The following is a 24913-nucleotide window of genomic DNA, read 5'->3' on the forward strand; positions in this document are numbered from 1 at the left end:
TGTCTAGCACGCGTAAATAGTACCGCTGTTCCGCCTACCGAGTACCGGCGTTCCGCGCACGCGGTACCGGCCCCAACCGAATAGCCTTTCCTCAGGAGGGGGCGCCGCCCGGGTGCCCCCGACCCGTCGAAAGGAGGCCCGCATGGCCACGAAGAAGGAGATAATGCGCCAGCTGCTGAAGGGGGTGAGCTGGAACGAGGCGGCGAGGTCGCTCGGGTGCAGCAAGGCGACGGTGGCGAAGTGCGCCGCCAAGATGGACGAGGGGCGGATCGACTCGGAGAGACTGGAGTCGATGACCGACGCGGAGGTCTCGGGCCTCTTCGCCGACGGCAGGTCGAAGCGCGGCGAAGAGTACCTCGAGCCCGATTACGAGCGCGTCTGCGACCAGCTCGCGAGGGTGCCGAAGATGACGCTCTCGCTGCAGTGGGCGCGCTACCTCGATTGTAACCCGGGCGGCAAGAGGCTCTACCAATACTCCCAGTTCTGCAAGAAGGTCGGCGAGTACGCGAGGGCCCGCGGCCTCGCGGCGCGCATCGCGCACGAGCCCGGCAGGACGATGCACGTGGACTGGGCGGGCCTCACCGCATCGGTCTTCGACCCGGTGACGGGCGGGAGGTCGCCCGCCTACCTGTTCGTCGCGGTCTTCCCCTGGTCGGGCTGGATATGGGCCGAGTGCTTCGCCGACATGCGCAGCCGGTCCTGGATCCAGGCGCACGTGCACGCGTTCCAGGCGGCGGGAGGGGTCCCCGACGTCCTCGTGCCGGACAACTGCGCCACCGCCACCGACCGCAGGAGGAGGTCCGACCCGGTGAAGGTCAACGACGCCTACCTCGAGATGGCCGAGCACTACGGGTGCGCGGTGGTGCCGGCCAGGGAGGGGAAACCGAGGGACAAGGGCGCGGTGGAGAAGGCGGTGGACCTGTGCGAGATGTGGGTGCTCGCACCGCTCGCCGACGAGCGCCTCACGTCCCTCGACGAGCTGAACCGCGAGGTGCGGAGGCTCGTCGACGCCCTCAACGCCCGCGAGCGCGCCGAGGGCAGTCGCGACGACGCGTTCTTCGGCGAGGAGCGCGCGGCGCTGAACCCTCTGCCCGGGGCGCCGTTCGAGCTGTACGAGTGGAGGCGCTGCAAGGTGTCTCCGGACTACCACGTGCAGTGCGACCACATGCGCTACTCGGTGCCGCACCGCCTCGTCGGCAGGACCGTCGACGTGCGGCTGGGCGCGGCCTCCGTCGCGATCCTGGACGGCGGCGAGACCGTCGCGGAGCACCGGCGCCTGCGCGGCCGCAAGGGCCAGTACTCGACCGATCCCGCGCACATGCCGACGGAGCACCTCGAGGCGCAGTCGCTGTGGACGCGCGAATGGTTCGAGCGCCGCGCCGGCGAGGTCGGCCCCGAGACCAAGAGGCTGATAGGGTCGGTCCTCGACGCGCACCCCATCGAGGCGCAGGGCTACGTCCCGTGCTCGAACATCCTGTCCCTCTCCAGGCGCGGCCGGACGGCCGAGCTCGAGGCGGCGTGCGCGAAACTCAACGCCTCCGGGGGCACGGCGACCTACACGCGCGTGAAGAACACCATGGCGGCGCTGAGGGCGGAGGCCGCATCGGCGCCGTCCGCTCGGCAGCCGACGGGACAGGTCGTCGACCGCGCGGAGCACGCCGGCAGGGTCCGCGGCGCCGAGTACTACCGCAGGAGGCGGGGTGGCTCCGATGCTCAGTGAGGAGGACTTCGCCCTGTTCACGAAATGGCGCGTGGGCGCCTTCGGGAGGAAGCTTCGCGAGATCTGCGAGGACGAGGCGTTCGACGACATGACCTTCGAGGACAAGATCGGGGCGTGCATCGACGCCGAGCTCGAGGCCCGCGACAGCAGGAAGATCGACAAGGCGGTGAGGGCGGCCCGCTTCAAGATCAAGGGCGCATGCGTGGAGGACATCTACTACCTCCCCGAAAGGAACCTCACCCGCGACCGCATCGCCAGGCTCGCGTCCTGCGCGTGGGTCGAGGCCCGCGAGAACCTCGTGATCCTATCGGAGAGCGGAGGGGGCAAGAGCTACATCGCGCAGGCGCTCGGCGTCGCCGCCTGCCGGAACCTCATGTCGGTGCGCTACGCGCGGCTCAACGACATGTTCCGCGAGCTCAACGTGGCAAGGAGCGAGGGCCGCGTCTACGACGCGCTCGACCGGTTCTCGAAGCCGGACCTGCTGATCCTGGACGACTTCTTCACGACGCCGATCGAGAACCCGCTCAACGCGGTCGACCTGTTCGAGATTCTGGAGGCCCGGGAGGGCCGCGGCTCGACGATGTTCGCGTCGCAGCTCGAGCCCGACCAGTGGTACCTGAGGATCAACTCGGAGCTGTGCGCCGACTCGATACTGAACCGGGCCGTGGAGCACGCCAGGACCCTCGATATCAAGGGACCGAACATGCGCGAATACACCGCCGATCTCAAGGCGCAAGCGGAGAAGGGCTACTGGGACTGACGCCCGGTACCCGATAGGCGGAAGGGCGGTACCGTCTCCCCGGAGGGTCGGTACCGCCCCCGAGGAACGCCGGTACTAAAAACGCGTGCTAGACAGCTCCGCCATCTCCCTTGCGGGCGTGGCCGTAATTGCGCTCTATGTCCTTATCGGGGCCATTGCGCGACGCCGCTCGCGCGCGTAGAGGCACAAAACCGGCAGACGGCATAGTGCCGAAAGGGGCGACTCCACCAGGAGTCACCCCTTTCCCATGGTTAATATAGACATCGCACGTTGCAACCGCATCGCGTCGCATTGCCCCTATTGACCGAGTCCCAGATACGAGGCCCAGAACTCGCGCGAGGTCAGATACGGCAGCGCGCTCTTATAGGCTGCGCGGACGTTTGCGCCCTCCCTCCGATAGCGTTTCATCAACTCCGCCTCGCGTTTGCGGATGGCGCGAAAGCGCTCACGGTCCATCTGGCGCACAATGCCCTTCTCGCGCGTCGGATCAAGATAGACGAGCACACGGCTGCGCACCGACGACCCTTCAAGCGTCGTCTCGCCGTTTTTGACCACATAAGAGGGCGTTCGTCTCAACAGCGCATTGGGAAGATAGTGCTTATCGTAAGGAAGAAAGCGCCAGACCTTCATGAACGGCTGCGGATGAAACACGTAATCGACATTTGCCAGCACCTCTTGGGTGATTCCCGCGCGCGCCAACACATCAGCATCGAGTTCATCCACGGGAAGGAGCTTCTCGTTCTTTGCGCCGTTTTCTTTCATAAGCAGTGAGCCATCCGCATGCGCCAAGAACTCAGGGCCCTTGAGATAATCTTCAAAACCATCGAGGGTAAGCTCAGCGGCAACGTAGTCAAGATCCCGAAGCGCAAGCCGGATGCTTCGCTTAAAGCGCAGTACGAATTTCTGCTCCGAAGCGCAGTCGTCGACGGCGATCATCGTCATGAAATTGCGCGTGTACTGGTAGCAATCCACCGAGGGGCGGAAACGCCCCTCAAAGCTCGCATGCCAAACGCAGATTCCGTCCATCGTCATATAAATCGGCTTATTGCGCATGCCAAACTCGACATCGTCGCACCGAATGAAGAACGGCATGGGGAGCCCATTTTTCTCAATGGCCGAAACCGGAATGCAGCTAAACCACCATGCACCGTAAGCACGCGGAATCTCAACGTCGGTACGCTCGTTTTTAAGCATTCCCTCGAGCGTTCCAGCGTCGATATCCTTTTTGATGCGCCGATACACGCCGTTTTCTACCACACGGCCCACATCCTCGTACTGCCGTGTGGGTTCTTCCAGTGAGAGCATGGCGCCGTTTACAAATGCGTCGCGGTACCGTCCGCGCGCAAGCGACAGGAGGTTGTAGACGCGGATGATGCTCTCCGGCATGATACGCACGTCATCGTCCATAACAATAACGTGCGTAAAGATACCGGGAGTCTCCGTTGCCGCCATCATGCCGCGCGCAAAACCGCCCGAACCGCCCGCATTGGGGTTAGGCAGAACGGTCACGAGTTCATCCGAGAGCTCCTCAACATTGAGCGTGCGACCGTTGTCCACCACAAACATATGAAAGTTACGGGAGATAGGGCCGGACTCAGCCGAGATGCCCGACTTAACAAGCTCGATATTAGGGAGAATGTAACGCTCGTTGTTAAAGGTCGTTGTGGCAATAGCAAGCGAGATTGGGCGAATGCGGTCCTCCTCAACCTCGGCTCGCCATGACGCCTCAAACATCTTTAGCGAAGAGTCTTGATGAGGGTCCAAAACGAAGCCGATGAGGTCGTAGCCCGTCAGCTCAAACGGAATCTCCAGCGTCACTGGAGATTCCAGTGCGTCCACGGTTCGAGAGGCGATCTCGCACGCGGCGTCTTCACCCTCGGGGACGCCGACCAAATGCACCTCTCCCGATCCAGAGACAGCGATCCGAAGCGTCACGGCAGTAAGCTCCGTATACTTATGCCACTTGCCGGCAGAGAGCCCGTTGATGTAGGTAAGAAAGTCGGCCTCCCCTGTTACCTCGAGCGCTTCGGCTTCTGCGTCGTAGCAAACTGCACCGCGTTGAGCACGATAGTAGAGCTCGGGGTGGTGCTCTGCATGAGCGTCTACCCGCAAGACAACGTTGGCCAGCTTATAATCGGTAGTCATAGATTCTCCGAACTGTTACGTATCTGACGAACCGGCAACTTGGAAGTACCCAGAACGCTGATCGAGGTTGCGATTGAAATAGGGATCGCCCGCCGCACGAACCGAAGGCCATTTTATATCGAATCTCGTGAGGTCTTCTTGGGTGAACTCGGGCGCATTCGTCGCGAGATCATAACGTCGCTCGGGGCAGGTGGCGGCGGTTTGCAGCTTGACGGTCGGTGTTGTTACCACACGCGAACCGGCAGCGATGACGCGGTGACAGAAGTCTGCGGCGCCGATTTCACCTTCATACATCTCGTCAAAGCCATCGAGCTCGTTAAATTGCGCCCTGCTTACGCACATGCCCTCGACACTCGCGGCGCTCACGTTCTGAAACGCCCGAAGGTTGCACTGATACGCCGGAAAATCGTCGGGATAGCCGCGATAGAGCGGGATAATGCCCTCATCTGTTACCGCCATGCCAAACATGCGATTCGCGCCATTGGCATAGAGCGTCTTGGGGGAAGTCACGCCCACGCCCTCAAGCGCACACAGGCCGACGAGCTGCTCGAGAGGCTCAGGGGTGATGAAGTAGCTCCCCGCATCGGCAAAGACAAGGTAGTCCCCCGTCGCCGTCCGGGCTCCAGCATTCAGCCGCGCAAAGACACCCGTCCCCTGCGCGACCTCAACCACGCAGATGCATAAATCAGAGAAGACATCGGCGGACACGTCCACACCTTCAGGTGCAACAAGCACGATCTCGCATGACTCGAAGCTGTTGTTTTGGCGGAAGAACTCCAAAAAAAGCGCAGCATCGGACGTGTCACCGGCGCAGTCGACGATAACCGACACCGACTGATTGGCCGGCCGTGAGAACCAGAGGTTATGCGTGCTCACGATACCAGAGGCGATGATGCGAGCGCCCGGTGCACACGCCTGAACGCGATTATACGCAGAAATGCGCGATGCCTTCTGACCATATGGCTTTGCATCGGGGTTAACCGCAGTAGACGCCTCGCTGATACGCCACCGATAGAGAACCTTTGGCACATGGTGAACAACTCGCGCATGCAGAGTCGCAAATTGAACCATGTTGTAGTCCTGCGCACCATCGTACCGGGCATCGCGCACCGGCATAGCATCAATCAGCGACCGCCTCACCGTCATGAGGTGAATAATGTAGTTCGTGCACAGCAGGAGCTCGGGGGAATAATCTGGCTTGAACAGCGGATGCCGCGGCACAAAGGTGCCGTTCTCACGCACCACTAAATCCTCGTCACAGTACAAAACGTCGATTGCGGGATTCTCCCGCAACGCCTTGAAGTACTCAAACAGCACATCGGGCTCAACGAAGTCATCGTGATCGAGAAAGCAGCAGAACTCGCCAGTCGACGCCTCAATGCCTCGGTTGGTGTTCTCGGTGATACCGTGGTTTGCATCAAGTGTGACCACCTTTACGCGCTTGTCGCGACGCGCGTAGGCGTTCACCTCGTCACAGAGCTCGGCGTTCTCCGGTGAAGCGTTTACCAGCACAAGCTCGAGCTTTGGATAGGTTTGAGCAAGCACTGAGTCTGCCATGGTATGCAGGTACTCAGTTGGCGTTTTATACAACGGAACGATAAAGCTAAAAAGCGGGGCATCCGCGATGTCCCCCGAAAGCCGGCATTGATCCTCGAGTTGCTGCGGTGTTGCACGATGCGCCTCAAACCACGCAGCGTACTCCTTCTGCTGCGTCCAGGCGTCGATGGGAAAATCGTTCTGCGGCGGATTGAGATGCCGTCTCAGAAATCTCGCGGACCGTTTTGCAAAATTAAGCACAGATGCCATGCCGTCCCCTTGTCGAACACCAACTGATGGCATTCTACCAAAGCGGACGGACCGCAGCGGATGCACAATGCATCAGCCATGGTCCGCCCGCTATCGAGCGAAGCTTGTTTCTGAGAGTTTACCCCCGCAGCGCCCGCACGTACTCCTCGAGCTCGCGCTCCCAGTCGCCCGGGGTGAAGCCCGCCGCCTCGATCTTGGAGAGGTCGAGCGCGGAGTGGACCGGGCGCGGCGAGACGGGGCCGACCGCGGAGGCGTAGTAGTCCGCGGTCGACACGGGGCGCACGGCATCGCCGTTGCCGTTAGCGAGGTCAAAGACCTCGCGCGCGATCTCGGCCCAGCTGGCGGCGCGCCCCTCCCCCGTGAGGTTGTAGGTGCCGTAGGCGGCGGGGGCCACCGGCACCGTAGAGCCCTCGCGGTAACCGAGGAGATGGAGGATGCCCTCGGCCATGTCGCGCGTGAAGGTGAGCCGGCCGATCTGGTCGTCCACCACGGTGACCTCGGAGAGCGCGTCGCCCGAGTCCGCCACGCGGTCGGAGAGCGCGCACATGGTCTTGACGAAGTTCCTCCCGTCGCCGATGACCCAGCTCGAGCGCACGATGTAGTGCGCGGGGCACCCCGCCACGGCGAGGTCGCCCGCGGCCTTGGACTGGCCGTAGACGCCGAGCGGCGAGAGCGGCTCGTCCTCCGCGTGCGCCTCGGCGACACCGTCGAAGACGTAGTCGGAGCTCACGTGGACGAGCGCGATGCCGTGCTCGGCGCAGGTGCGCGCCATGAGCGCGGGGCCCGCCGCGTTGGCCGCCCAGCAGGCGACGCGGCCCTCGGGCGTCTCGGCGCGGTCGACGGCCGTGTAGGCGCCGCAGTTGATGACCGTGCCGTAGAGGGACCAGTCGTACTTGGCGTAGTCGACCGGGTCCGAGAGGTCGAAGGTGTCGATGTCGCAGTAGTCGAAGCCCGCGAGGCCGCGCTCCTCGGCGAGCGCGCGCACGGCGCGCCCGAGCTGGCCGTTGCAGCCGGTGACGAGCGTGCGCCTGGGCTCCATGGGGACGACGTCGGCGAGCAAGGGGTGGTTGCGGTCGGCCTCGGAGAGCTCCGCCCGCTCGAGCGGGATGGGCCACGCGATGGCGAGCTCGGGGTCGGCGAGGTTCACGAACGTGTAGGTCTTCTTGAGCTCGGCCGACCAGTGCGCGTCCACGAGGTAGGTGTAGGCGGTGCCGTCCTCGAGCGCCTGGTAGGAGTTGCCCACGCCGCGCGGCACGAAGATGGCGCGCGAGGGGTCGAGCGTGCAGGTGAATACCTCGCCGTAGGTGGGGCTGCCCGCGCGCAGATCGACCCACGCGCCGAAGACGCTGCCCGTGGCGACCGAGATGAACTTGTCCCACGGCTCGGCGTGGATGCCGCGCGTGGCGCCCGCCTTGAGGTTGTAGCTGATGTTGTTCTGGACCCAGGAGAGGTCCGGGAGGCCGAGCGCCACCATCTTGGCGCGCTGCCAGTTCTCCTTGAACCACCCGCGGTTGTCCCCGTGGACGGGGAGCTCCACCACCGTGAGCCCGGCGATGCCGGTCTCCTCGGCCCTGAGCTCCTTCTCGTACTCGAGCGCCATGCGCACCCTCCGAAATCCGTCGTCGTCCTACATCCCGGCCGCGCCGCGCGCCGGGGCCGCCCGCCTACTGGCCCTGGGCGGCGTACCTGGCCTCGGTGGCCTCCTTAGCCGGGCGCCACCAGGCCTCGTTCTCCCGGTACCACGCGATCGTCTCGGCGAGGCCCGCGGCGAAGTCGGTGTGGGCGGGCTCCCAGCCGAGCTCGCGGCGGAGCTTGGTCGGGTCGATCGCGTAGCGGCGGTCGTGGCCCGGTCGGTCGCGCACCCAGTCGAAGTCGTCCGGGTCGCGCCCGAACGCCCCGAGGATCGCGCGGAGCACGTCGATGTTGCTCCGCTCGCCGTCGGCGCCGATGAGGTAGGTCTCCCCTATGCGCCCCTTCGTGAGGATGGTCCACACGGCGGAGCTGTGGTCCTCGGTGTGGATCCAGTCGCGGACGTTCCGCCCGTCGCCGTAGAGCTTGGGGCGGACGCCGTCGATCAGGTTGGTGATCTGCCGGGGGATGAACTTCTCCACGTGCTGGTAGGGGCCGTAGTTGTTGGAGCAGTTGGAGATCGTGGCGCGCACGCCGAAGGTGCGGTGCCAGGCGCGCACGAGCATGTCGGAGGATGCCTTGGTGGAGCTGTAGGGGCTGCTCGGGCGGTAGGGCGTCTCCTCGGTGAAGCGGGCCGGGTCGTCGAGCGCGAGGTCGCCGTAGACCTCGTCGGTCGAGACGTGGTGGTAGCGGACGCCGTGCTTGCGGCATGCCTCGAGGAGGCGGAAGGTGCCCTCCACGTTGGTGCGCACGAAGGGCTCGGGGTCGGCGATGGAGTTGTCGTTGTGGGACTCCGCGGCGTAGTGGACGACGGCGTCGTGGCCCGGCACGATGCGGTCGAGCAGCCCCGCGTCGCAGATGTCGCCCACGACGAGCTCGACGCGGTCGGCGGGCAGCCCCGCGATGTTCTCCGGGTTGCCGGCGTAGGTGAGCTTGTCGAGCACCGTCACGTGGACGCCGGGGCAGTTGTCGACGACGTAGTGGACGAAGTTGCTGCCGATGAAGCCGCAGCCGCCGGTGACGATGATGTTGGCGGGCTCGAAGGTGTCGGACATGTGTCTCCCCTCTCGGAATCTGTCTCGGTGCGGGCCTAGTAGGCCGACGGGCGGTCGCGGTAGACGCCGTCGGCGACCTTCTTGAGGTGCTGTCCGTAGACGGACTTGCCGTAGCGCTCGGCGCAGGCCTCGAGCGTGGCGCGGTCGATCCAGCCGTTCTCGTAGGCGATCTCCTCCAGCACCGAGACGGGCGTGTCCTGCGCGCGCTCGACGGCGCGGACGAACTCGCCCGCCTCGTAGAGCGACTCCATGGTGCCGGTGTCGAGCCAGGCGTAGCCGCGCCCAAGGGTCACGACGTCGAGGAGGGCGTCGTCGAGGTACATGCGGTTGAGGTCGGTGATCTCGAGCTCGCCGCGGGACGAGGGCCGCACGCGCGCGGCGCGCGCCGCCACGTCGCCCGGGTAGAAGTAGAGGCCGGTGACCGCATAGGAGCTCTTCGGAGTCTCCGGCTTCTCCTCGATGGAGACCGCCCGGCCCTGGCCGTCGAACTCCACCACGCCGAAGCGCTCGGGGTCGTCCACGTGGTAGCCGAAGACCGTGGCGCGGCCCTCGGAGGCGTTTGCCACGGCGCGGCGCAGGTGCCGCGAGAGGCCGTTGCCGAAGAAGATGTTGTCCCCGAGCACGAGCGCGCAGGGCTCGCCCGCGATGAAGCGCTCGCCGATGAGGAACGCCTGGGCGAGGCCGTCCGGCGAGGGCTGGACGGCGTAGGAGAGCGAGATCCCGAAGTCCGACCCGTCGCGCAGGAGCCGCTCGAAGTTGGGCAGGTCCGCGGGCGTCGAGATGATGAGGATGTCGCGGATGCCCGCCATCATGAGGACGGAGAGCGGGTAGTAGATCATGGGCTTGTCGTAGACGGGCAGGAGCTGCTTGCTCGTGACCGTGGTGAGCGGGTAGAGGCGCGTGCCCGAGCCGCCGGCGAGGATGATGCCTTTCATGAGCGCCCTTTCTTGAGTCGCCTATGCTGGAGATGATTCTAGCGCGTCATGCGGGCGCGAGCGAGCCGGATGGGACGTCTCTAGGCAAAGCGCACAGGGCGGCGCCACGCGCGTCACCCCACTCTCCATCGAATTGAAGAACCGCTTCGATACGCCAGACAAATCAGCTAGCAGAGCGGCAGGAAGAGCCTGGTTGTCCCCCCAGTTCCTTAAACTCAAAATGACGATAAAAGGCAGAAGCCTCGCTGTTTGCCGGATCGACCAGAAGCGCTCGGGCTCCTATCTGACCAGACACCTCGACGGAACGCAGTATAGCGTCCCTTAAAATGGAGGCTCCCAGCCCCTGGCCCTGAAAATGAACATCTACGCCCGGCATCCCCAGAAGTATCGGAGGTATGTGCTCAGGGGGTATTGCGTTTCAGCCAGCCACCCTCGACATCGGTGCGCAATACGGAATGCGCGCTCAACGCGTAGAGCCCCGCAATGATTCGCCCGCTGTAGACAACGTAGACGACCGCAGTCCCTTGCCTCATGCTCCGGTGCGCACGGCGACGCACCCATGCATCCACCACATCAACACCAGAGGTGAAATCGATTACAGCGTCTGACTCCAAGAGCTTACGAGGCGCCGAGAAGCAGCTCATTTCCATACCGGATCACGTTGGAAGCCGGCGCGCCTCTTCGGGCATACCGGCATCGAGAGCGTTCTTGAACTCATTGAAGGCGTCTATCGAAAGACGGGTTGTGGACTCCTCTGAAACGTCCCGACGAGCTGCGGAAAGCAGGTTCTCGAGAGCCCACTGGGCCAGGCTCGGTAACGTACAATTTCTTGCGCACTTTGACAGCGGAATAGCGTCCAGATAGGAAGGAGGGTACGGCCCGCCCCGGTATGGTTCGAGTTGTCGAGACAAGAAACATGCTGGAGGTAGACCATGCCCAAGCCCATCGTAACATTGAACGAGGAATCGCTGAAGACTGACCTGCGCGAGCTGGTGAGGAGGACCGTCGAGGACACCCTGAACGGCCTTCTCGAGGAGGAGGCGAGGGACCTCGTCGGCGCCGAGCGGTACGAGCGCGCCGCCGGGCGCGAGGCGTACCGCGCCGGCCACTGCGACCGGAGCCTGACCATGTCGTCTGGCGAGGTCACGATCCATATGCCCAAGCTCAAGGGCATGAGGTTCACCACGGCGATCATCGAGCGCTACCGTCGCCGCGAGACCTCGGTCGAGGAGGCCATGATCGAGATGTACCTGGCGGGCGTCTCGACGCGCAGGATCGAGGACATCTCCGAGATCCTCTGGGGCTCCAGCGTGTCCGCGGCCACCGTCTCCAACCTCAACGACAAGGCGTTCTCGTCGGTTGAAGCCTGGAGGAACAGGCCGCTCGACCGGGCGTACCCCTACGCCTGCGTGGACGGCATCTACCTTAAGAGATCATGGGGAGGCTCCCACGGGAACGTCGCCGTCATGGTCGCCATCGGTGTCAACGACGACGGCTACCGCGAGGTCATCGGCGCCGCCGAGGGGTTCACCGAGTCCGCCGAGTGCTGGTGGGAGCTCCTCTCGTGGCTGAAGTCCAGGGGGCTCCGCGGCGTGCGCATGTTCACCGGGGACAAGGCCGCCGGCATGGTGGGGTCCATCGCCGAGGTCTTTCCCGACGCCGCCTACCAGCGCTGCACCGTGCACTTCTACCACAACGTTCTCGCCAGGGTGCCCAAATCCAGGCGAGCCAAGGTCGCGGCCATGCTCAAGGCGATTCACGCCATGGAGTCCCGCGAAGCCGCCGAGGCCAAGGCGCTGGAGGTGGCCGCCGGCCTCGACGGCATGAAGCTCGGGGAGGCCGCCAAGGCCGTGAGGGACGGCTACGCGGAGACCCTGACCTACACGAGGTTCCCGCGCGAGCACTGGCGGCGCATACGCACCAACAACGCAATAGAGCGCCTGAACAGGGAGATACGCAGGCGCACCCGCGTGGTCGGCACCTTCCCCGACGGGAGGTCCGCGCTCATGCTCGTCTCCGCCAGGCTCAAGTACGTGGCCGAGAGCGAGTGGGGCTCGAGGCGCTATCTGGACGTGACGCTGCTGGACGAGTAGCCGTACCGGAGGGCGGGCCTATGGGCTGTCGGAAAGTGCGCAAGAATCTTGACGGTACCCCTCAAAGATCGCGCTACTCTACCCGCTTGGCACGGACCGCCGCAAGGCATCTGAGGAATGGTCGAGCTGAATATACAAAGACCCCACGGCGATAAAGAAACGTAGAACCGAACAGGAATCGCCCCGCTACAGACCAGCGAGACAGCTATCGAAGACACGACCGATGATCGCTGGGCCCCCGGGGCTTGACGCAGAAAATCTGGCGACGTAAGTTTGGCATATCAGAGCTTCTGAGGGGATGTCCATGCACCACTTTCTGTAGCATTGCCCGAAGTTATCGTCAGGTTTACAGCTCTATAAGTTTAAACTTCCTACGTGAGGCAGCACGCTCAAAACCTTTCTCAAGTTCGCGCTCAATCGATATGCTGCCGAATGCTCGAATGTCATTCGAACCCAATCCGCACGCGAGTCTAGCTCATCGCTCTTCTCTTTAAGCAGAAAAAGCGACTGGAGTGCGTCGCTTGCCTCGATGGATTGTTTCATTCCATTCAGTATGGCCACTACAATCTCTTCCGCCTTGGAATCAGACGAAACTTCTTGAATGAAATTCGTGCATCCTTGTAATAGATATTCGCGAAAAAGCTCGATGCCATTATCAAATGAGGCGGAAATTGCGTCTAAAGAGTATTCAGTCGGAACGTTAAACGCACAAGAGTTTCCTTTTTGCTTGGCAAGCGGATGTTCATCACGCCCTTCAATTTGGTTCTTAAGCTCTGCGGCTATTCTTTTTTCTGTTTTGTCCCAAAAAAATACTTTATGACCAAAACGGTATGCCCGAGAAGACGTGTATTTTTCCAACATCGCATTTGGATAGTCTAGCTTCAAATCAATAAGATCTGCATACAACCAGCGACGGTCAGCTATAAAGTTATTGATAGAAATAGCAAATTCTATTGCCTCAGAAATACTCGAGCCAGATCTTACGTATTCCAAGAAGGGAACATCTTCCTCACATGCATTGTAAGAGGCGGCCCCCCGTATTGCGGCAACTGAGGGGAAAAAGAAGGTGTTATGTAAATCAAAAGCTTCAAGCAGGGAAAGATAGAAATTGAGATGATATGAACACCCTGCATTTTGGAGCGCAGCAAGCTCGTCGTCGATTATGGGACGATACGGATCTATATCACGGGTACGAGTCCAGCCGCAGGTCGTGGGAATCGCCTCAAACACCGAAGCGTACTTCTCCTTGATCTTTTCTTGAGCTAAGTAGTAGCTAGCATCACGAGTACCGCCGGACTCATGAATCACATCCGCCGGCAACACGGTAACAGCCATACCGGCCAAACCAGCCTGTAGACAAAAATCTACAGCATAGAAATGCCAGCCATCGCACGCCTCATCATCAAACGAAAGACAATCGAATACCTTTGCGCTGCACCCGAATAGACATTCATCCAACGTTTGGGCAGAAGTCGGAACGAGAGCCGTATGATGCCGCCAAAGCTTAGAGCCCTGATACATTCCCGAGCACATGAATCGCCCATGACCATCATCGGTTAGTCGTGCGCCCGCTACACCAATGATTTCAGATTCATTAGAACCGGCTCGCTTCAGAAAATCCGAAACAAAGGAGGATCCCAAAAAAACTATGTCCTGATGCGAGAAGAGGAGCACCGGTGCATGAGCGAGACGAACGCCCTCGTTGTAAGCTGATGCGGCGGACTTCCACTTGTTATTCCGATTGTCGAGTCCGACTAGCTCAACCTGACAATCTAAACAGCCGATAGACTCTACGAGCCTCCCATACTGCTCGAGATTGTTGTAAACGCAGATTATCGACAAGTCGAATGAAGACATGGACACCCCATACAATCTTACGATTAACTATACAGAGAAAGGATTTCGCTCGTCAGACTACTCCAGTCACGAGAAAGAGCAGTCGCAATACCGTTCTCAATCAGGTGACTACGAAGTTCCTCGTTCGATGCAACCTCTTCAATCAAAGAAACGGCGCGTTCTTCCTGACCACGTTCGAACAGCAAAGCGTTCTCTCTATCAACAAGATACTCGGCGTTTCCCGGGTTAGACAAGACAACTGAAACCCCGCCTGTCGCCATCATCTCCAAAGGAGGATACGAAAAACTTTCTAGCAAGCTCGTTTTAAGCAGAATATGGCACTGCCGATAGATATCCGCAACTTCCTCATGAGGAACTGAGTGCAAGAACTTGTCAACGCGATAGAAGGGTTTTGGTTTTCCCTTGTAAGAGAGATACCATACCTCAAAGCGTTCTGGATCGAGCGCATTTGCTATCCGAAAGCTCTCATCAACGTTTTTATAATCAACGCTACAGTCTCCCTCAATGAGAATTCTGATCTTACCGGAGTAATCGCGCGGGCACGGCTTGAACAAATCGCAATCGATGCCGTTCCGCGCATAACGGGCATACTTCCCATATTGCGCTCGGAGCCAATTCTCGCACCATTGAGATATTGTGATGTGCTGTACATCATCTCGATATGTAGCCGAAGCTTGGAAACGATGCCAGTCAAGAGGTCCGTAAAATCCCTGCTCTTGGTTCTGCACGAAATAGTATTTCTTGCCGGCGTTCCAATATCGGGCAACGAACTGTTCCGTCTCCCAAAACGTGGCAACCAGTTTGTCGAATCTTCCGCATAATGGGCAATCATCTATCTGGGCCGGCAGCACCCGCCGGTTGAGGACAGGAAGGCGTACGTCCCCCACCGTAAACCATGAGTTCTCACCGAAACCGTCCAAAAGGGTAACGTCATAACCGGCATCGTGCAGAATCTGTGCGTGACGGAACGTCACAAGATTTCCACCACTGATATCGAGGGATGGCACAGCAAGCGCGATGTTATTCGAGCTCACTTGCTTTATAAAATCAACAAGCCCGCATCCGCCAGAGATCGTAGTTTTAGAATTCATGCACACTTCATAGGCGGCAGTACCAATTCTCTTTCGAAGGACCGAATCCCTGACGAGATCATAGAGCGCATTAAACCAATCATCGGCTGTATCGCACAAAAGACCCGTAACGTTATGCTCTATTTCATGAGCAAATGCCCCCACGTTACTTGCAACAGTCGGAACTTTCACTAACGAAGCCTCGAGCCACTTGTTCTCCGACTTAGCGCGGTTGAAGACAGAGTCGACCAGAGGAGCGATGTTGATATCCATAGAGGCAATGAGCTTGGGTAAGCGGCGCCAAGGCAGAAACGATTCGGCAATGATGCGATCTTTGTATTTAGCAAGCTCCTTCGGGACATCGAGCTCTCCAACAATGTGAAGACGAACCTCCGCACATCTGTCCATGAGCTTTTCAAGAGCCGGAATGATAAATTGAAAATCCTCGTTATGCGTGATGCTTCCACTGAAATACCCAATATGAACAAGAGAGCGATCCTCATGTTGGGCTCGTAGAACAGCATTTTTCCAACGCTTCTTATCACGGGAGGAAACCTCATTCTCCTGCATGAAAGGAAGCACATCGCGCTCCTCAAGCGCTTTCTTAGATTGAAAAACCATACCTTCAGACGCAACGTTGCGATTAATGTGAACTACCGGAAGATACTTCTTGAGCTCTTCAGCCATGCCCTCAGTAGTCGTAATTACGCCATCGCAGAGAAGCATTGTCTTTTGCATGGCGTCAACACCGGCATCGTATCCTGCTCGCTCCTCAGCAGACATCGTTTCAAGAAACTTAATTTGATCGGTATATTTTCGATCAATTACAAGATCATCGATGTCATATAGAACGGTCTTATTAAGCCGCTTTGCCTCGCGAATAAACTCTCCGACCCGATCATTATAGGGACACCGAAAAATAACAAATGTTCGCGCCGTACGAACCTCGTCTAGCTTAAGATTCCACTCATCTACTTTACGTGCGGACAAACCGTAAGCGATGCACTGCTCCACTTGATGGTCGACGCGGTATCTAATTGGATGAGGGACCGAGTAGGCACAGCCATTAATGAAGAGGACGTCAACAAACGTGTCGAGCGGATCAATCTTCTTACGGAATGGTTTCACCTGATCCAGATGGACCTTGATGCGATCCGTAAACGCATAGATACCATCCTCTTGAAAGGTAAACTTGGCATTGTGCAGCAGCTGCTTGATTCTCATGCGGATACACTCCAATACATCGAGGATGCGGCAATTAGGAAATCAGGGCATTCATTAAAATGTAGTATAGATATATATAATTCAACAAGCTGAGACTACTTAGTGCAATCCGATCAGCTTCTCTGTCGATATAGACAGCACGACTTCGGGATGCAAGCAGAATAGTGGGCAAGAGCGGAAGAAGATATCGCCCTTGAACCCCCTCGATTATGGTTTCAGTCGTAAAAGTCCAGCCCAACCACATCGATAAAATAATGCCTAAAAATGCTAAGCATGAAAGCCCAATCATGCTAAGGCGGACCGATGCCGGCAAAACTAGGTCATCAACCTTGCTGCGCTGAGCAGCGACAATGAGAACAAGAAGATAGCCCACAACGAGGTACATGGGCGCCGCAATACTCGATTGAAAATACCCGAGCGAGCTACCGATGAGCGTGGTCCAATAAAAGTCCGCTTTCAAAAAGAGCGTTCGAAGCAGCATAAGAATGGACCTCGTCGGATGCAAAAGGATATCAGAGAGTGAATAATAGACACCCGCAGAGTCTCCACGTTCAACACCAATTGAAGATGCGCTTGCCATCGAGAGAAAGGTCGGCATCCTAAGAACAATGATGGCAACACACATCAACAATATCAGCGATGCACAGTACAGCACCTTGTTCTTTTTTGAACCGTAGCGCTCACTTGGAACCAGTAGGAGGAAAATTGCCAGTGCAGAGTATACAGCCTTGCACGGAGCAACTAGAACTCCCACTATTGCAATGCGCGCAAGTTCTCCTTTAGTAAGAGGGTGCTGCAGCTTTAAAGCTCTAAGAATTAGCGCTAGAAACAGAAAGGCAAGAGCAATAACACCCCCATCATAAGAATATGTTGAAGATAGATGCAACACCATGGGCAGCAGGGCAACCGCCATGAACACGCTTTTCCCTATTGGGGTAATCCTGATAGCGATAGTGATAAGACACGCTACAAATAATAAGTTAAACAGCCTTCCGAGGTAGAATGTCGGAAATGCTCCAAGGCCCAATAACCTACCCAGCAATATTCCGCAGGCCGAAGGTAATTTGATATAAAAGGGATTCGATCCCAAGTCGAAGCTATAGTCCTCCACTAAAGATAAGGCATCGTTGTTCGAGCCCCATGAAAAAGACTGAGTAATCCATTCATAACTATCCCTATTCGCAACCCCATCGTTGCCCTTTTCAAATATGAGAAGATCTTCCTCCCGTACAGGGAAGGAAGAGGAGTCGAATGGGGATGCTTGCCCAATAAGGTAATCTGACGTCCAATATGATGCCATAAAGTGATAATGCTCGTCAGGAGCCGCAAGCGGGGGAAACAAGAAGCAAAAGGCGATACCCAGCACTAGAAAAATACTTGCAAACCAAATGAAATTCTGATCCTCCTTCATCAAGTGCCAGATACCAAAGCAAGCCACTAAGGCAATAACGCCAGAAAAAATGGCAAGTAATAGGACGACAAGGGAGTCGCACCTAGAAAAAAGGTAAATGGAGTAAATAATCACACAGAGTGCGCCAAGCACAACCCAAGTAATGGTGCTCTTTGCTTTGCCATCCAACCGAGATTCGAGAACCTCTTGCATCCCAATCCTTTCTGACTTAGCAATTATGATGATTACAGCTCGTTGCTCTTCTGGCTTCCCGAGTACACCTTGTTGATGAGGTGGGCTATCGGCGCGGGCCAGAACTTCTTCAGCATAATCAGGTCCTCTCTCGTCCGCGTTTCATCGCGAATGAGCGCGGTCGTCTCGGAGCCCTCGTGGATACGATGGCGCATCAGAATCTCGGGAGCGTAGATGAACGAGCCCTCGAGTTTCGAAAAGCGTTCCCACGCCTCCCAATCCAAGTCGCATTTCATATCGTCCAGAAAGACGGGATCGGGCAGGTTCGAACGGCACAGCGTGACCGACGGGCAGCAGATTGCCGACCCCAAAGAGAGCACGCACCGCTTTGCGCCACGCTTGCCGAAGTTTGCCCGATTCTTGAGCGGCCCCAGCAAACGCCGCTTCACGTTCAACAGTCTGCTGTCGTCGCACTCCACCGTCCCACGCAGCTCCCCGTAGTCGGTAAAGAAGATGAGAGGCCTCTCCTCTTTATTCACCATAGACAGCATCGCCTCGGCATAAGCCGGAAGGTAGACATCGTCTTGGTGCGCAATCGTCACCAGGGAGGTGTCACAATGTCCGATGGCGCAGTTCCAATCGTGGGCGATCCCGGGCTCGCCATCGTTCACGTAAAGCGGGAAGCCGTATTCATGGGCCAAATGCTCAATATGCTCGTTAGGCGTCGACGTCGAGATGAGCACCCGCGTAGGAACCGATTGAGCTTGAAGCGACTTCAGACACTCCTCCAAATAGGGAGAGCTCCCATAGGCGCAAACGGCAAAGGTATGATCATCCCGAGTGAACACGGCATCTTCCAATCAGAACTCAACGCATGCAACACGCAAGAGATTGTAGCTGACAACACAAGTGACATAAAGCTGGCCCGTCATAGTCAACGCAACGGCCATCAACCTCACTTCCCAGGCAAAATATGGAAGTCCTAGAGGTTGGCTGCACAACGAAGCCCTGCAGCCACACCGTGATATAAACTCTTGGCTTATGAATACTCTACCTAAGGACATGCGTCCGCTCTCGCTACGCGCTAATGCTCTCTGGAATGCTGTCGGCTGCCTCTTTTATCTCGGCTGCCAGTGGCTTACCACCGTTCTCGTTGTACGCCTTTCCTCGGATTACGAAAACTCGGGTGCCCTTGCTTTTGCCATGGCAAATGGCATCATCTTTGCGTCTATCGGCCTCTACAAGATTCGAACCTTTCAGGTATCCGACGTAACGGGCGAATACTCATCCCGGGACTATGTGGCCTTTCGTTTTGCGACCATCGGCCTTGGCCTTATTTGGGCGGCAATCTACCTTCCCCTTTCATGCTCAAGCAACACGCAACTGCTCGGAGCGTCAGTAGCCTATCTTGTCTTTAAGTCTGATGAGGTCTTTTCGGATGTGCTCTATGGCATTGACCAGAGGGCATATCGCATGGACTATATCGGAAAATCTCAGCTCATGCGCGGTGTGCTGTCACTCGTTGGGTTTGCACTGCCGCTCCACCTTCTTGACAATCTTGTTGCAGGCATCTTGGGAATGGCCGTGGGATGCATGGCAGTCACCGTGCTCTACGATATCCCCCATGCACGTCGACTTGACGATATCCACCCTGCATGGAATCGCAGGCGCATGTTTTCACTCGGACGAGCCTGTCTGCTCGCCATGGTAGGCAGTTTGTGCGCAAACGGCATCGTCTCCCTGGTGCGTCAGTATTACGGCATCACGTATGGCAGCGAGGCCCTTGGTATCTACGCAAGCGTTGCCACTCCCGCCGTTCTTATCCAAGTCTCAGCTACCTACCTGTATAGCCCCATGATCGGATCCTTGGCAGAAACGCTGCGAGAGCACGGAAAGCAGGCCTTCCTCAAGCGATTCTTTGTCATCATGGCACTCATTCTGGGAGTCCTTGCAGCTTTCATCGTGGCTCTCAGTTTTGTGGGCAATTGGGCATTGCAGCTGGTGTTTGGCGCATCAATTGCGCCGTATACATATCTCTTTCCCTTTGTGCTCATTGCCACGGCATGCGTTGGCATACTGTTCTACACCAACGATGTGCTCGTCGTGCTCCGAAGGAACTCCGTTATGCTCGCCTGCAACCTCGTTGCTCTTGTCGCTGCCTTGGCGCTCGCCCTCCCCCTCACCGCACAGTGGGGCATGAACGGAATCAACTTCTCGGTAATCGGCGGATGCCTGATTGCCATCGCGCTCTCGACGTTCTTTATCGTGCACAGCGCCCAAATAGACAACGAGTAATAACTTGCGGGCGGTATGCTAGCCGTACACCACCCGCAACTTTAACTCTAGCTGTTACGGAGAAAGTTATAGTTTCTTAGCCTCATTGATGTAGTTGATGATTGCCTCACCATAGCTGCTGCCCGTTGCCCATTTGCCGCCAAGGGCGAGAATCGTGGTGGCACTCCCCCGCTTTACGTATGAGAAACGCGGATCAACAGCCTCATGCTTCAGAGAGGCGGTGGAGGCGTACGCCTTGAGATGCTGAACCTGTGCGCGGATGCCCGTTCTCACATCCTTAAACGTTGCACCTGCTGCCCCATTGCCCGTTGCGCCGATGCCGGCGAAGTTGCATTGCTCTGCCGAGACATCTCCGCCAAACCTGAGCCAATTGGTCTCGTGCATGGCCTGTGCAAACACCACGTCGGGACGAACCCCTTCATCATTGGCCTCAGAGATGATGATGTCCACAAACTTCTCAATGGAGTCAGCACCCTTAGCGGCATACGTACCGGACGGGTACGTGGCGTACTTCTTGTACTGCTTGACCATCTGGGCCTTCTGCACCTGCGAGGACCCCATGATGGGCTGATCGATATTGTTCTTGAAAGCTCCTGCCGTAGAGCCTGGCGCCTTACCATTCTTAGCAACCAGTTTGATCTGAATGGCCTGAGCCGCCTTGGCATAGCCTTGAGTGCCGGCGCTCTCACCATTCTTGGCCCAACCGAGCCAACCGTAATCGGCGGAGTGGATGCGGTAGTAGATGTCGTATTTCTTGGCCGCTTCTCCCGTAAGTTTAATCTGAACCGCTTCGATAGGAAGAGCGTGCCCCGTCGTACCGGCCGTACCTGTTGTCCAGCCCTGCCAGCCGATGTTGCTCACATGGGCACGAACCTGCACCCCACCGGATCCAGCACCGCTACCGAGCGAGACCCTGAGCGCTTCCATAGGCAGATTACGCCCCGTGGTACCACCCGTAGCCCCATCATTTACCGTAGCCTGCCAGCCGATATTGGAGACATGGGCCTGATAGGTAACATACTTCGTTCGGAACACGTCGCTTGTGGAACCGGGTGCCTTGCCGTTTTTCGCAACGAGTTTAATCTCAAGAGCCTCGACGCCGTAGGCATAACCCTGGCTACCCGCGCTCGCGCCGTTCTTTGCCCAGCCAAGCCAGCCGATGTTGGCAACATGGGTGCGATAATAGATGTCGTATTGATTGGCGAGTTCACCCGTCAACTTGATGCGAACAGCCTCAACCTGGAGCGCTCGACCAGTCGTGCCCGCTGTCTTGCCGGCACCCACGGCATCCATCCAGCCGATGTTCATCACGTGCGCCTGCACGCTCAAGCCGCCAGAAATCTTAGCGTTTTGCACATTAATCTGCAGCGCCTCGATGGGAAGAGCCTTACCCGTAGTGCCCGCGGTACCGGACGTCCAACCCTGCCAGCCGATATTCCGCACATGCGCACGATAGGTAACAGAGGTGGGCTCGTTCTTCTTATCGCGGAACACATCGGACGTCGAGCCCGGTGCAGCACCGCCCTTATTGACCAGAACGATCTCGATGGCCTGGACACCGTAGCCGTAACCCGAGGTGCCGGCACTCGCACCGTTCTTGGCCCAGCCGAGCCAACCGATGTTGGCAACGTGAACACGATAATACACGTCGTATTTACTCGCAGCGCCACCCGTAAGCTGCAGCTGAACCGCCTGAACGGCCTTGTTCTGACCCGTGGTGCCCGACTGGCCACCATTTGAGACCCAGCCCTGCCACGAGCCGCCCACATTGGCGCGATACTGAATGCCTCCAGAAGAGGCGGCACTATTTAGAAGATTAACCTTGAAGGCCTCGAGATTGAAGTTCTTGCCCGTTGTGCCGGAAACCTTATGGTCGTAGACCGTATCCTCCCAGCCGATATTGCTCACATGGGACGTCACGGCAACCGATGCCTGGGACTTAGCCGTACTATTCTTCCCCAAGTTGTACTGCTGTGCAACGGCCGTTGCATCCGCCTGGCCAAGCTGGGTCTGCTTCGAGGCGAGAATAGAGGCATCGGCGGCATTGGAAATGAAGGCATGCTCCACGATGATGGCCGGGATACCGTGCTTACGGGAGTTGCGAATCACGCCGTAATAATCGGCCATACTGCCGTCGGGATAGAGGTTCGAGCCATTCTCGCCGTCACCGTAATCGCGGAACTTAACGCCGCGGTTATGCAGACCGAGCTTCTCGAGCTGAGCAAGAACCTTGTTACCAAGCTCCGTGCCAACCTGATGCGCACTGCTGTTATAGGAGCTGCTGTTGGGAGCCCACACCTCGGCACCGCGGACATCAGCGCCCGCATTGCAATGCACGCTTACAAACACATCAGCACCCACTGTCGCCGCGCGGTCGGCGCGCTCTTGGAGACTCGGGCATTCGTTCTCAGAGCGCGTCAGGTATGCCGTGACGCCGGTATAGGTATCGAGCTCGTTTTTGAAGGCGTTGGCAATCGACCAGTTTACATTCTTTTCCTGCAGCCCATTTCCACTCGACCCACCGTCTGAACCGCCATGCCCCGGATCGATGGCCACAACGAGGTAGTCCTCACGCGTAGAGGTGACCGCCGCGCGCGCACGAGACGCAGCAACGCTCGGAGCGGTGGCATTCTTTTCGCTTTCGGCAACACCCTCGGCATCCGCTGCCTCAATGGCATCTTCCACCGAATCCGCAGGCTTAAGCTCACCGTCCTCACCGATTGTCAGAGCGGTGATACCGTCCTCGGACCCGCTGGCATCCAGCGCGTCAACAAGCTCGGACGAAACAACCTCATAGGTGTAGTCATTCGCGTCGTTTGAGTCTTCTGAGAAATCGATAACGAACTGCTGGCCCAAACCATCAACGCCATACGTTAGGCGCGCGAGCGTGTATGCATTAACCTGGCTATCGTCAGTGTACGAAACGGTAAAAAGAACCGCATTATCCACGATATTAGCCGCATCAACAAACGTCGACTCCCCCTGAGAACTAATCAGCTCAAGTTGAGCACTTGAAATCGTGCCGTCAACGCCTGTCAGGCCGAGAGCGATGTTCTGCTCTTCTCCTATGGAGACGATGCTCTGGTCAACATAGACAAACTCAACCTGGGAGACCGGGACGTCCACCGCATCTTGGCCGGAATCAGAGGTGGAATCTTCCGTAAGATCCTGCTCCGACAGCTCGGGCCTCCCGCCCAGAGAAGATGCGTCAGAATCTGCCGTATCGGTATCGGCGGCTTCGGCGCCCAACACGGCCGAATCCGCTGAATCTGACAGCTCGGTGTCCTCGGGCTGATCAACCTTATCCGAGGTTGCCGTCTGGTCAGCAGCAAGACCCTCGATCGATTCAGAATCAGCCGTAATATCCTGTTCCGCCGCCGAATCATCGACCGTAGCCAGGTTGGCACCAGCAGTTGTCTCCGCATAGATGGAGATAGGCTGCACAACGGGCGTAAACGCTAGAACACCCGTCAGCAGCCCGACCAATATCCGACTGGTCCATCTCGTGCTCATCCTCACTCTGCCCCCTCCTCGTCATCATGAAGTGACCGCGATGTATTCTCATCAAACTCCAACAGCGCGATACGCTGCGTGAGATTCTTGATCTTAATGGTCTGCTTGCTGGCGATAACGCTCAGCGAAAGCGCAATGGCAAGCAGGCAAAACAGACCGACGAAAAAGATGAAATTAGAAGGCGTCTCAAACCCAAGTACGTTGGAAAGGGTAAAGAGCGCATCAGGAAACACGGCGCTTACCAGCAGCGCAACAGCAAGCACCAGCCACAAGAGCGAATACTTGAGCAGCAATTGCTCCTTGGCAACCAGCCTAAAAACATAGCACGTCAGGGCAACGCAAAAGACGATAACAATGACCTGAAGAACTATCGACATGACTACTCTCCCCGCTTGCGATGCGTAATACAGGCGATAATGATGGCCAGAGAGACCTTGATCATGTAGTAAACACTTGCAAGCGCATTGATTGACGAGACGCCGCCCTGGCGCTCGTGCATGACCACAGGAACTTCCCGAATCGCAAAGCCTCGACATGCGGCGACAGCGATAGATTCCGGCTCAGGGTAATCAATCGGGTAGCTTTCGCAAAACAACGCAATCGCACGCTTGCCGCATGCGCGAAACCCCGATGTGGGATCGGTGACGCGAACCCCCGCGAACGCGCGCAGGCATCCTGAAAGCCACGTCTTACCCACGCGCCGCATAAAAGTCGATTTAAAGCCTTCGGTCTCTTCGATAAAGCGCGAGCCGATCGCCAAATCCGCTCCAGCGACAACGCCCTCTACCAATTCGGGAAGATATGAGGCATCGTGCTGCCCGTCGCCATCAAACTGAATATCTATATCGTATCCGTGACGTTGGGCAAATTTATGCCCAGCCTGAACAGCGCCACCGATTCCGAGATTCTGGGGCAAATCAAGAACCCGTAGTCCTCGTTTGCGGCATACGTCGAGTGTGCCATCGCGCGAGCCGTCGTTGACCACGATGTAATCATATCCCGCAGCAACCACATTCGATACCGTGGCAACGATGTTCTCTTCCTCGTTATATGCGGGAATAATCACCAGCACACGTGGCTCAGCCATATAACCCCCTCCGCATCCTCGAAACGCCATACTCTCGAAAGTATGCACGAAGCAACATGAATAGGCACGCTCGGCAGTCGGACAACACAAAAGAATAGCGATGCGAACCAGGACCGGCCGTCGCAGCCAGAACCGGTTCGCA

16 protein-coding genes are annotated in these 24913 nt (G+C 57.9%); 4 read left to right on the plus strand and 12 right to left on the minus strand.

Annotation, left to right across the window (positions count from 1 at the left end; translation table 11 throughout):
* The first annotated feature begins 142 nt into the window (after positions 1 to 142).
* Positions 143 to 1720, plus strand: a complete 1578-nt coding sequence (gene istA / locus B5G20_RS06590) for an IS21 family transposase (RefSeq protein ID WP_087356047.1) — start codon at positions 143 to 145, stop codon at positions 1718 to 1720.
* Positions 1710 to 2480, plus strand: a complete 771-nt coding sequence (locus B5G20_RS06595) for an ATP-binding protein (RefSeq protein ID WP_239286923.1) — start codon at positions 1710 to 1712, stop codon at positions 2478 to 2480. The genes istA and B5G20_RS06595 overlap by 11 nt, the downstream gene beginning before the upstream one ends.
* 297 nt (positions 2481 to 2777) lie before the next feature.
* On the opposite strand, the gene B5G20_RS06600 is transcribed toward B5G20_RS06595, so the two are convergent.
* From B5G20_RS06600 to rfbA, 5 genes are all read right to left on the minus strand, one after another.
* Positions 2778 to 4625, minus strand: a complete 1848-nt coding sequence (locus tag B5G20_RS06600) for a glycosyltransferase (protein WP_087356050.1) — start codon at positions 4623 to 4625, stop codon at positions 2778 to 2780.
* Positions 4626 to 4640: 15 nt separating this feature from the next.
* A complete protein-coding gene (locus tag B5G20_RS06605; protein ID WP_158094412.1) occupies positions 4641 to 6431 on the minus strand; it encodes a glycosyltransferase in 1791 nt (596 codons plus the stop codon).
* A gap of 118 nt (positions 6432 to 6549) precedes the next feature.
* Positions 6550 to 8031: a sugar nucleotide-binding protein gene (locus B5G20_RS06610; protein ID WP_087356054.1), complete on the minus strand. Its 1482-nt coding sequence runs from the start codon at positions 8029 to 8031 to the stop codon at positions 6550 to 6552.
* Between the two features lie 64 nt (positions 8032 to 8095).
* The gene (rfbB, locus tag B5G20_RS06615) at positions 8096 to 9115 is read right to left on the minus strand and encodes a dTDP-glucose 4,6-dehydratase (protein WP_087356056.1); all 1020 of its coding nucleotides are present in this window, start codon (positions 9113 to 9115) and stop codon (positions 8096 to 8098) included.
* 35 nt (positions 9116 to 9150) lie between these two features.
* Positions 9151 to 10050: a glucose-1-phosphate thymidylyltransferase RfbA gene (gene rfbA, locus B5G20_RS06620; protein ID WP_087356058.1), complete on the minus strand. Its 900-nt coding sequence runs from the start codon at positions 10048 to 10050 to the stop codon at positions 9151 to 9153.
* A gap of 932 nt (positions 10051 to 10982) precedes the next feature.
* Here rfbA and B5G20_RS06635 point away from each other — a divergent pair.
* Positions 10983 to 12143 carry an IS256 family transposase gene (locus B5G20_RS06635; RefSeq protein ID WP_087356062.1) on the plus strand — a complete coding sequence of 387 codons (1161 nt, stop codon included), beginning with the start codon at positions 10983 to 10985 and terminating at the stop codon, positions 12141 to 12143.
* Between the two features lie 354 nt (positions 12144 to 12497).
* Here B5G20_RS06635 and B5G20_RS06640 read toward each other — a convergent pair whose 3' ends face one another.
* Genes B5G20_RS06640 through B5G20_RS06655 form a run of 4 tightly spaced genes read right to left on the minus strand, consistent with a single transcriptional unit; the run spans position 12498 to position 18724 of the window.
* The gene (locus B5G20_RS06640) at positions 12498 to 14000 is read right to left on the minus strand and encodes a glycosyltransferase (protein ID WP_087356063.1); all 1503 of its coding nucleotides are present in this window, start codon (positions 13998 to 14000) and stop codon (positions 12498 to 12500) included.
* A gap of 23 nt (positions 14001 to 14023) precedes the next feature.
* Positions 14024 to 16294: a glycosyltransferase gene (locus tag B5G20_RS06645; protein ID WP_087356065.1), complete on the minus strand. Its 2271-nt coding sequence runs from the start codon at positions 16292 to 16294 to the stop codon at positions 14024 to 14026.
* Between the two features lie 34 nt (positions 16295 to 16328).
* Positions 16329 to 17897, minus strand: a complete 1569-nt coding sequence (locus tag B5G20_RS06650) for a DUF2142 domain-containing protein (RefSeq protein ID WP_087356067.1) — start codon at positions 17895 to 17897, stop codon at positions 16329 to 16331.
* A 32-nt stretch (positions 17898 to 17929) separates the two neighbouring features.
* Positions 17930 to 18724: a glycosyltransferase gene (locus tag B5G20_RS06655; RefSeq protein WP_087356069.1), complete on the minus strand. Its 795-nt coding sequence runs from the start codon at positions 18722 to 18724 to the stop codon at positions 17930 to 17932.
* Between the two features lie 214 nt (positions 18725 to 18938).
* Here B5G20_RS06655 and B5G20_RS06660 point away from each other — a divergent pair, with 214 nt between their 5' ends.
* Positions 18939 to 20171, plus strand: a complete 1233-nt coding sequence (locus tag B5G20_RS06660) for a hypothetical protein (protein ID WP_087356071.1) — start codon at positions 18939 to 18941, stop codon at positions 20169 to 20171.
* A 66-nt stretch (positions 20172 to 20237) separates the two neighbouring features.
* Here B5G20_RS06660 and B5G20_RS06665 read toward each other — a convergent pair whose 3' ends face one another.
* The 3 genes from B5G20_RS06665 to B5G20_RS06675 are packed head-to-tail and all read right to left on the minus strand — an operon-like array spanning position 20238 to position 24771.
* Positions 20238 to 23657, minus strand: a complete 3420-nt coding sequence (locus B5G20_RS06665; protein WP_158094413.1) for an N-acetylmuramoyl-L-alanine amidase — start codon at positions 23655 to 23657, stop codon at positions 20238 to 20240.
* Between the two features lie 29 nt (positions 23658 to 23686).
* Positions 23687 to 24061: a DUF2304 domain-containing protein gene (locus B5G20_RS06670; RefSeq protein ID WP_087356075.1), complete on the minus strand. Its 375-nt coding sequence runs from the start codon at positions 24059 to 24061 to the stop codon at positions 23687 to 23689.
* A gap of 2 nt (positions 24062 to 24063) precedes the next feature.
* A complete protein-coding gene (locus B5G20_RS06675; RefSeq protein WP_087356077.1) occupies positions 24064 to 24771 on the minus strand; it encodes a glycosyltransferase family 2 protein in 708 nt (235 codons plus the stop codon).
* Positions 24772 to 24913 lie beyond the last annotated feature (142 nt).

Origin of the sequence: Collinsella sp. An7 (assembly GCF_002159335.1) — a bacterium.
In the GTDB taxonomy this organism is placed as follows: Bacteria; Actinomycetota; Coriobacteriia; order Coriobacteriales; family Coriobacteriaceae; genus Coprousia.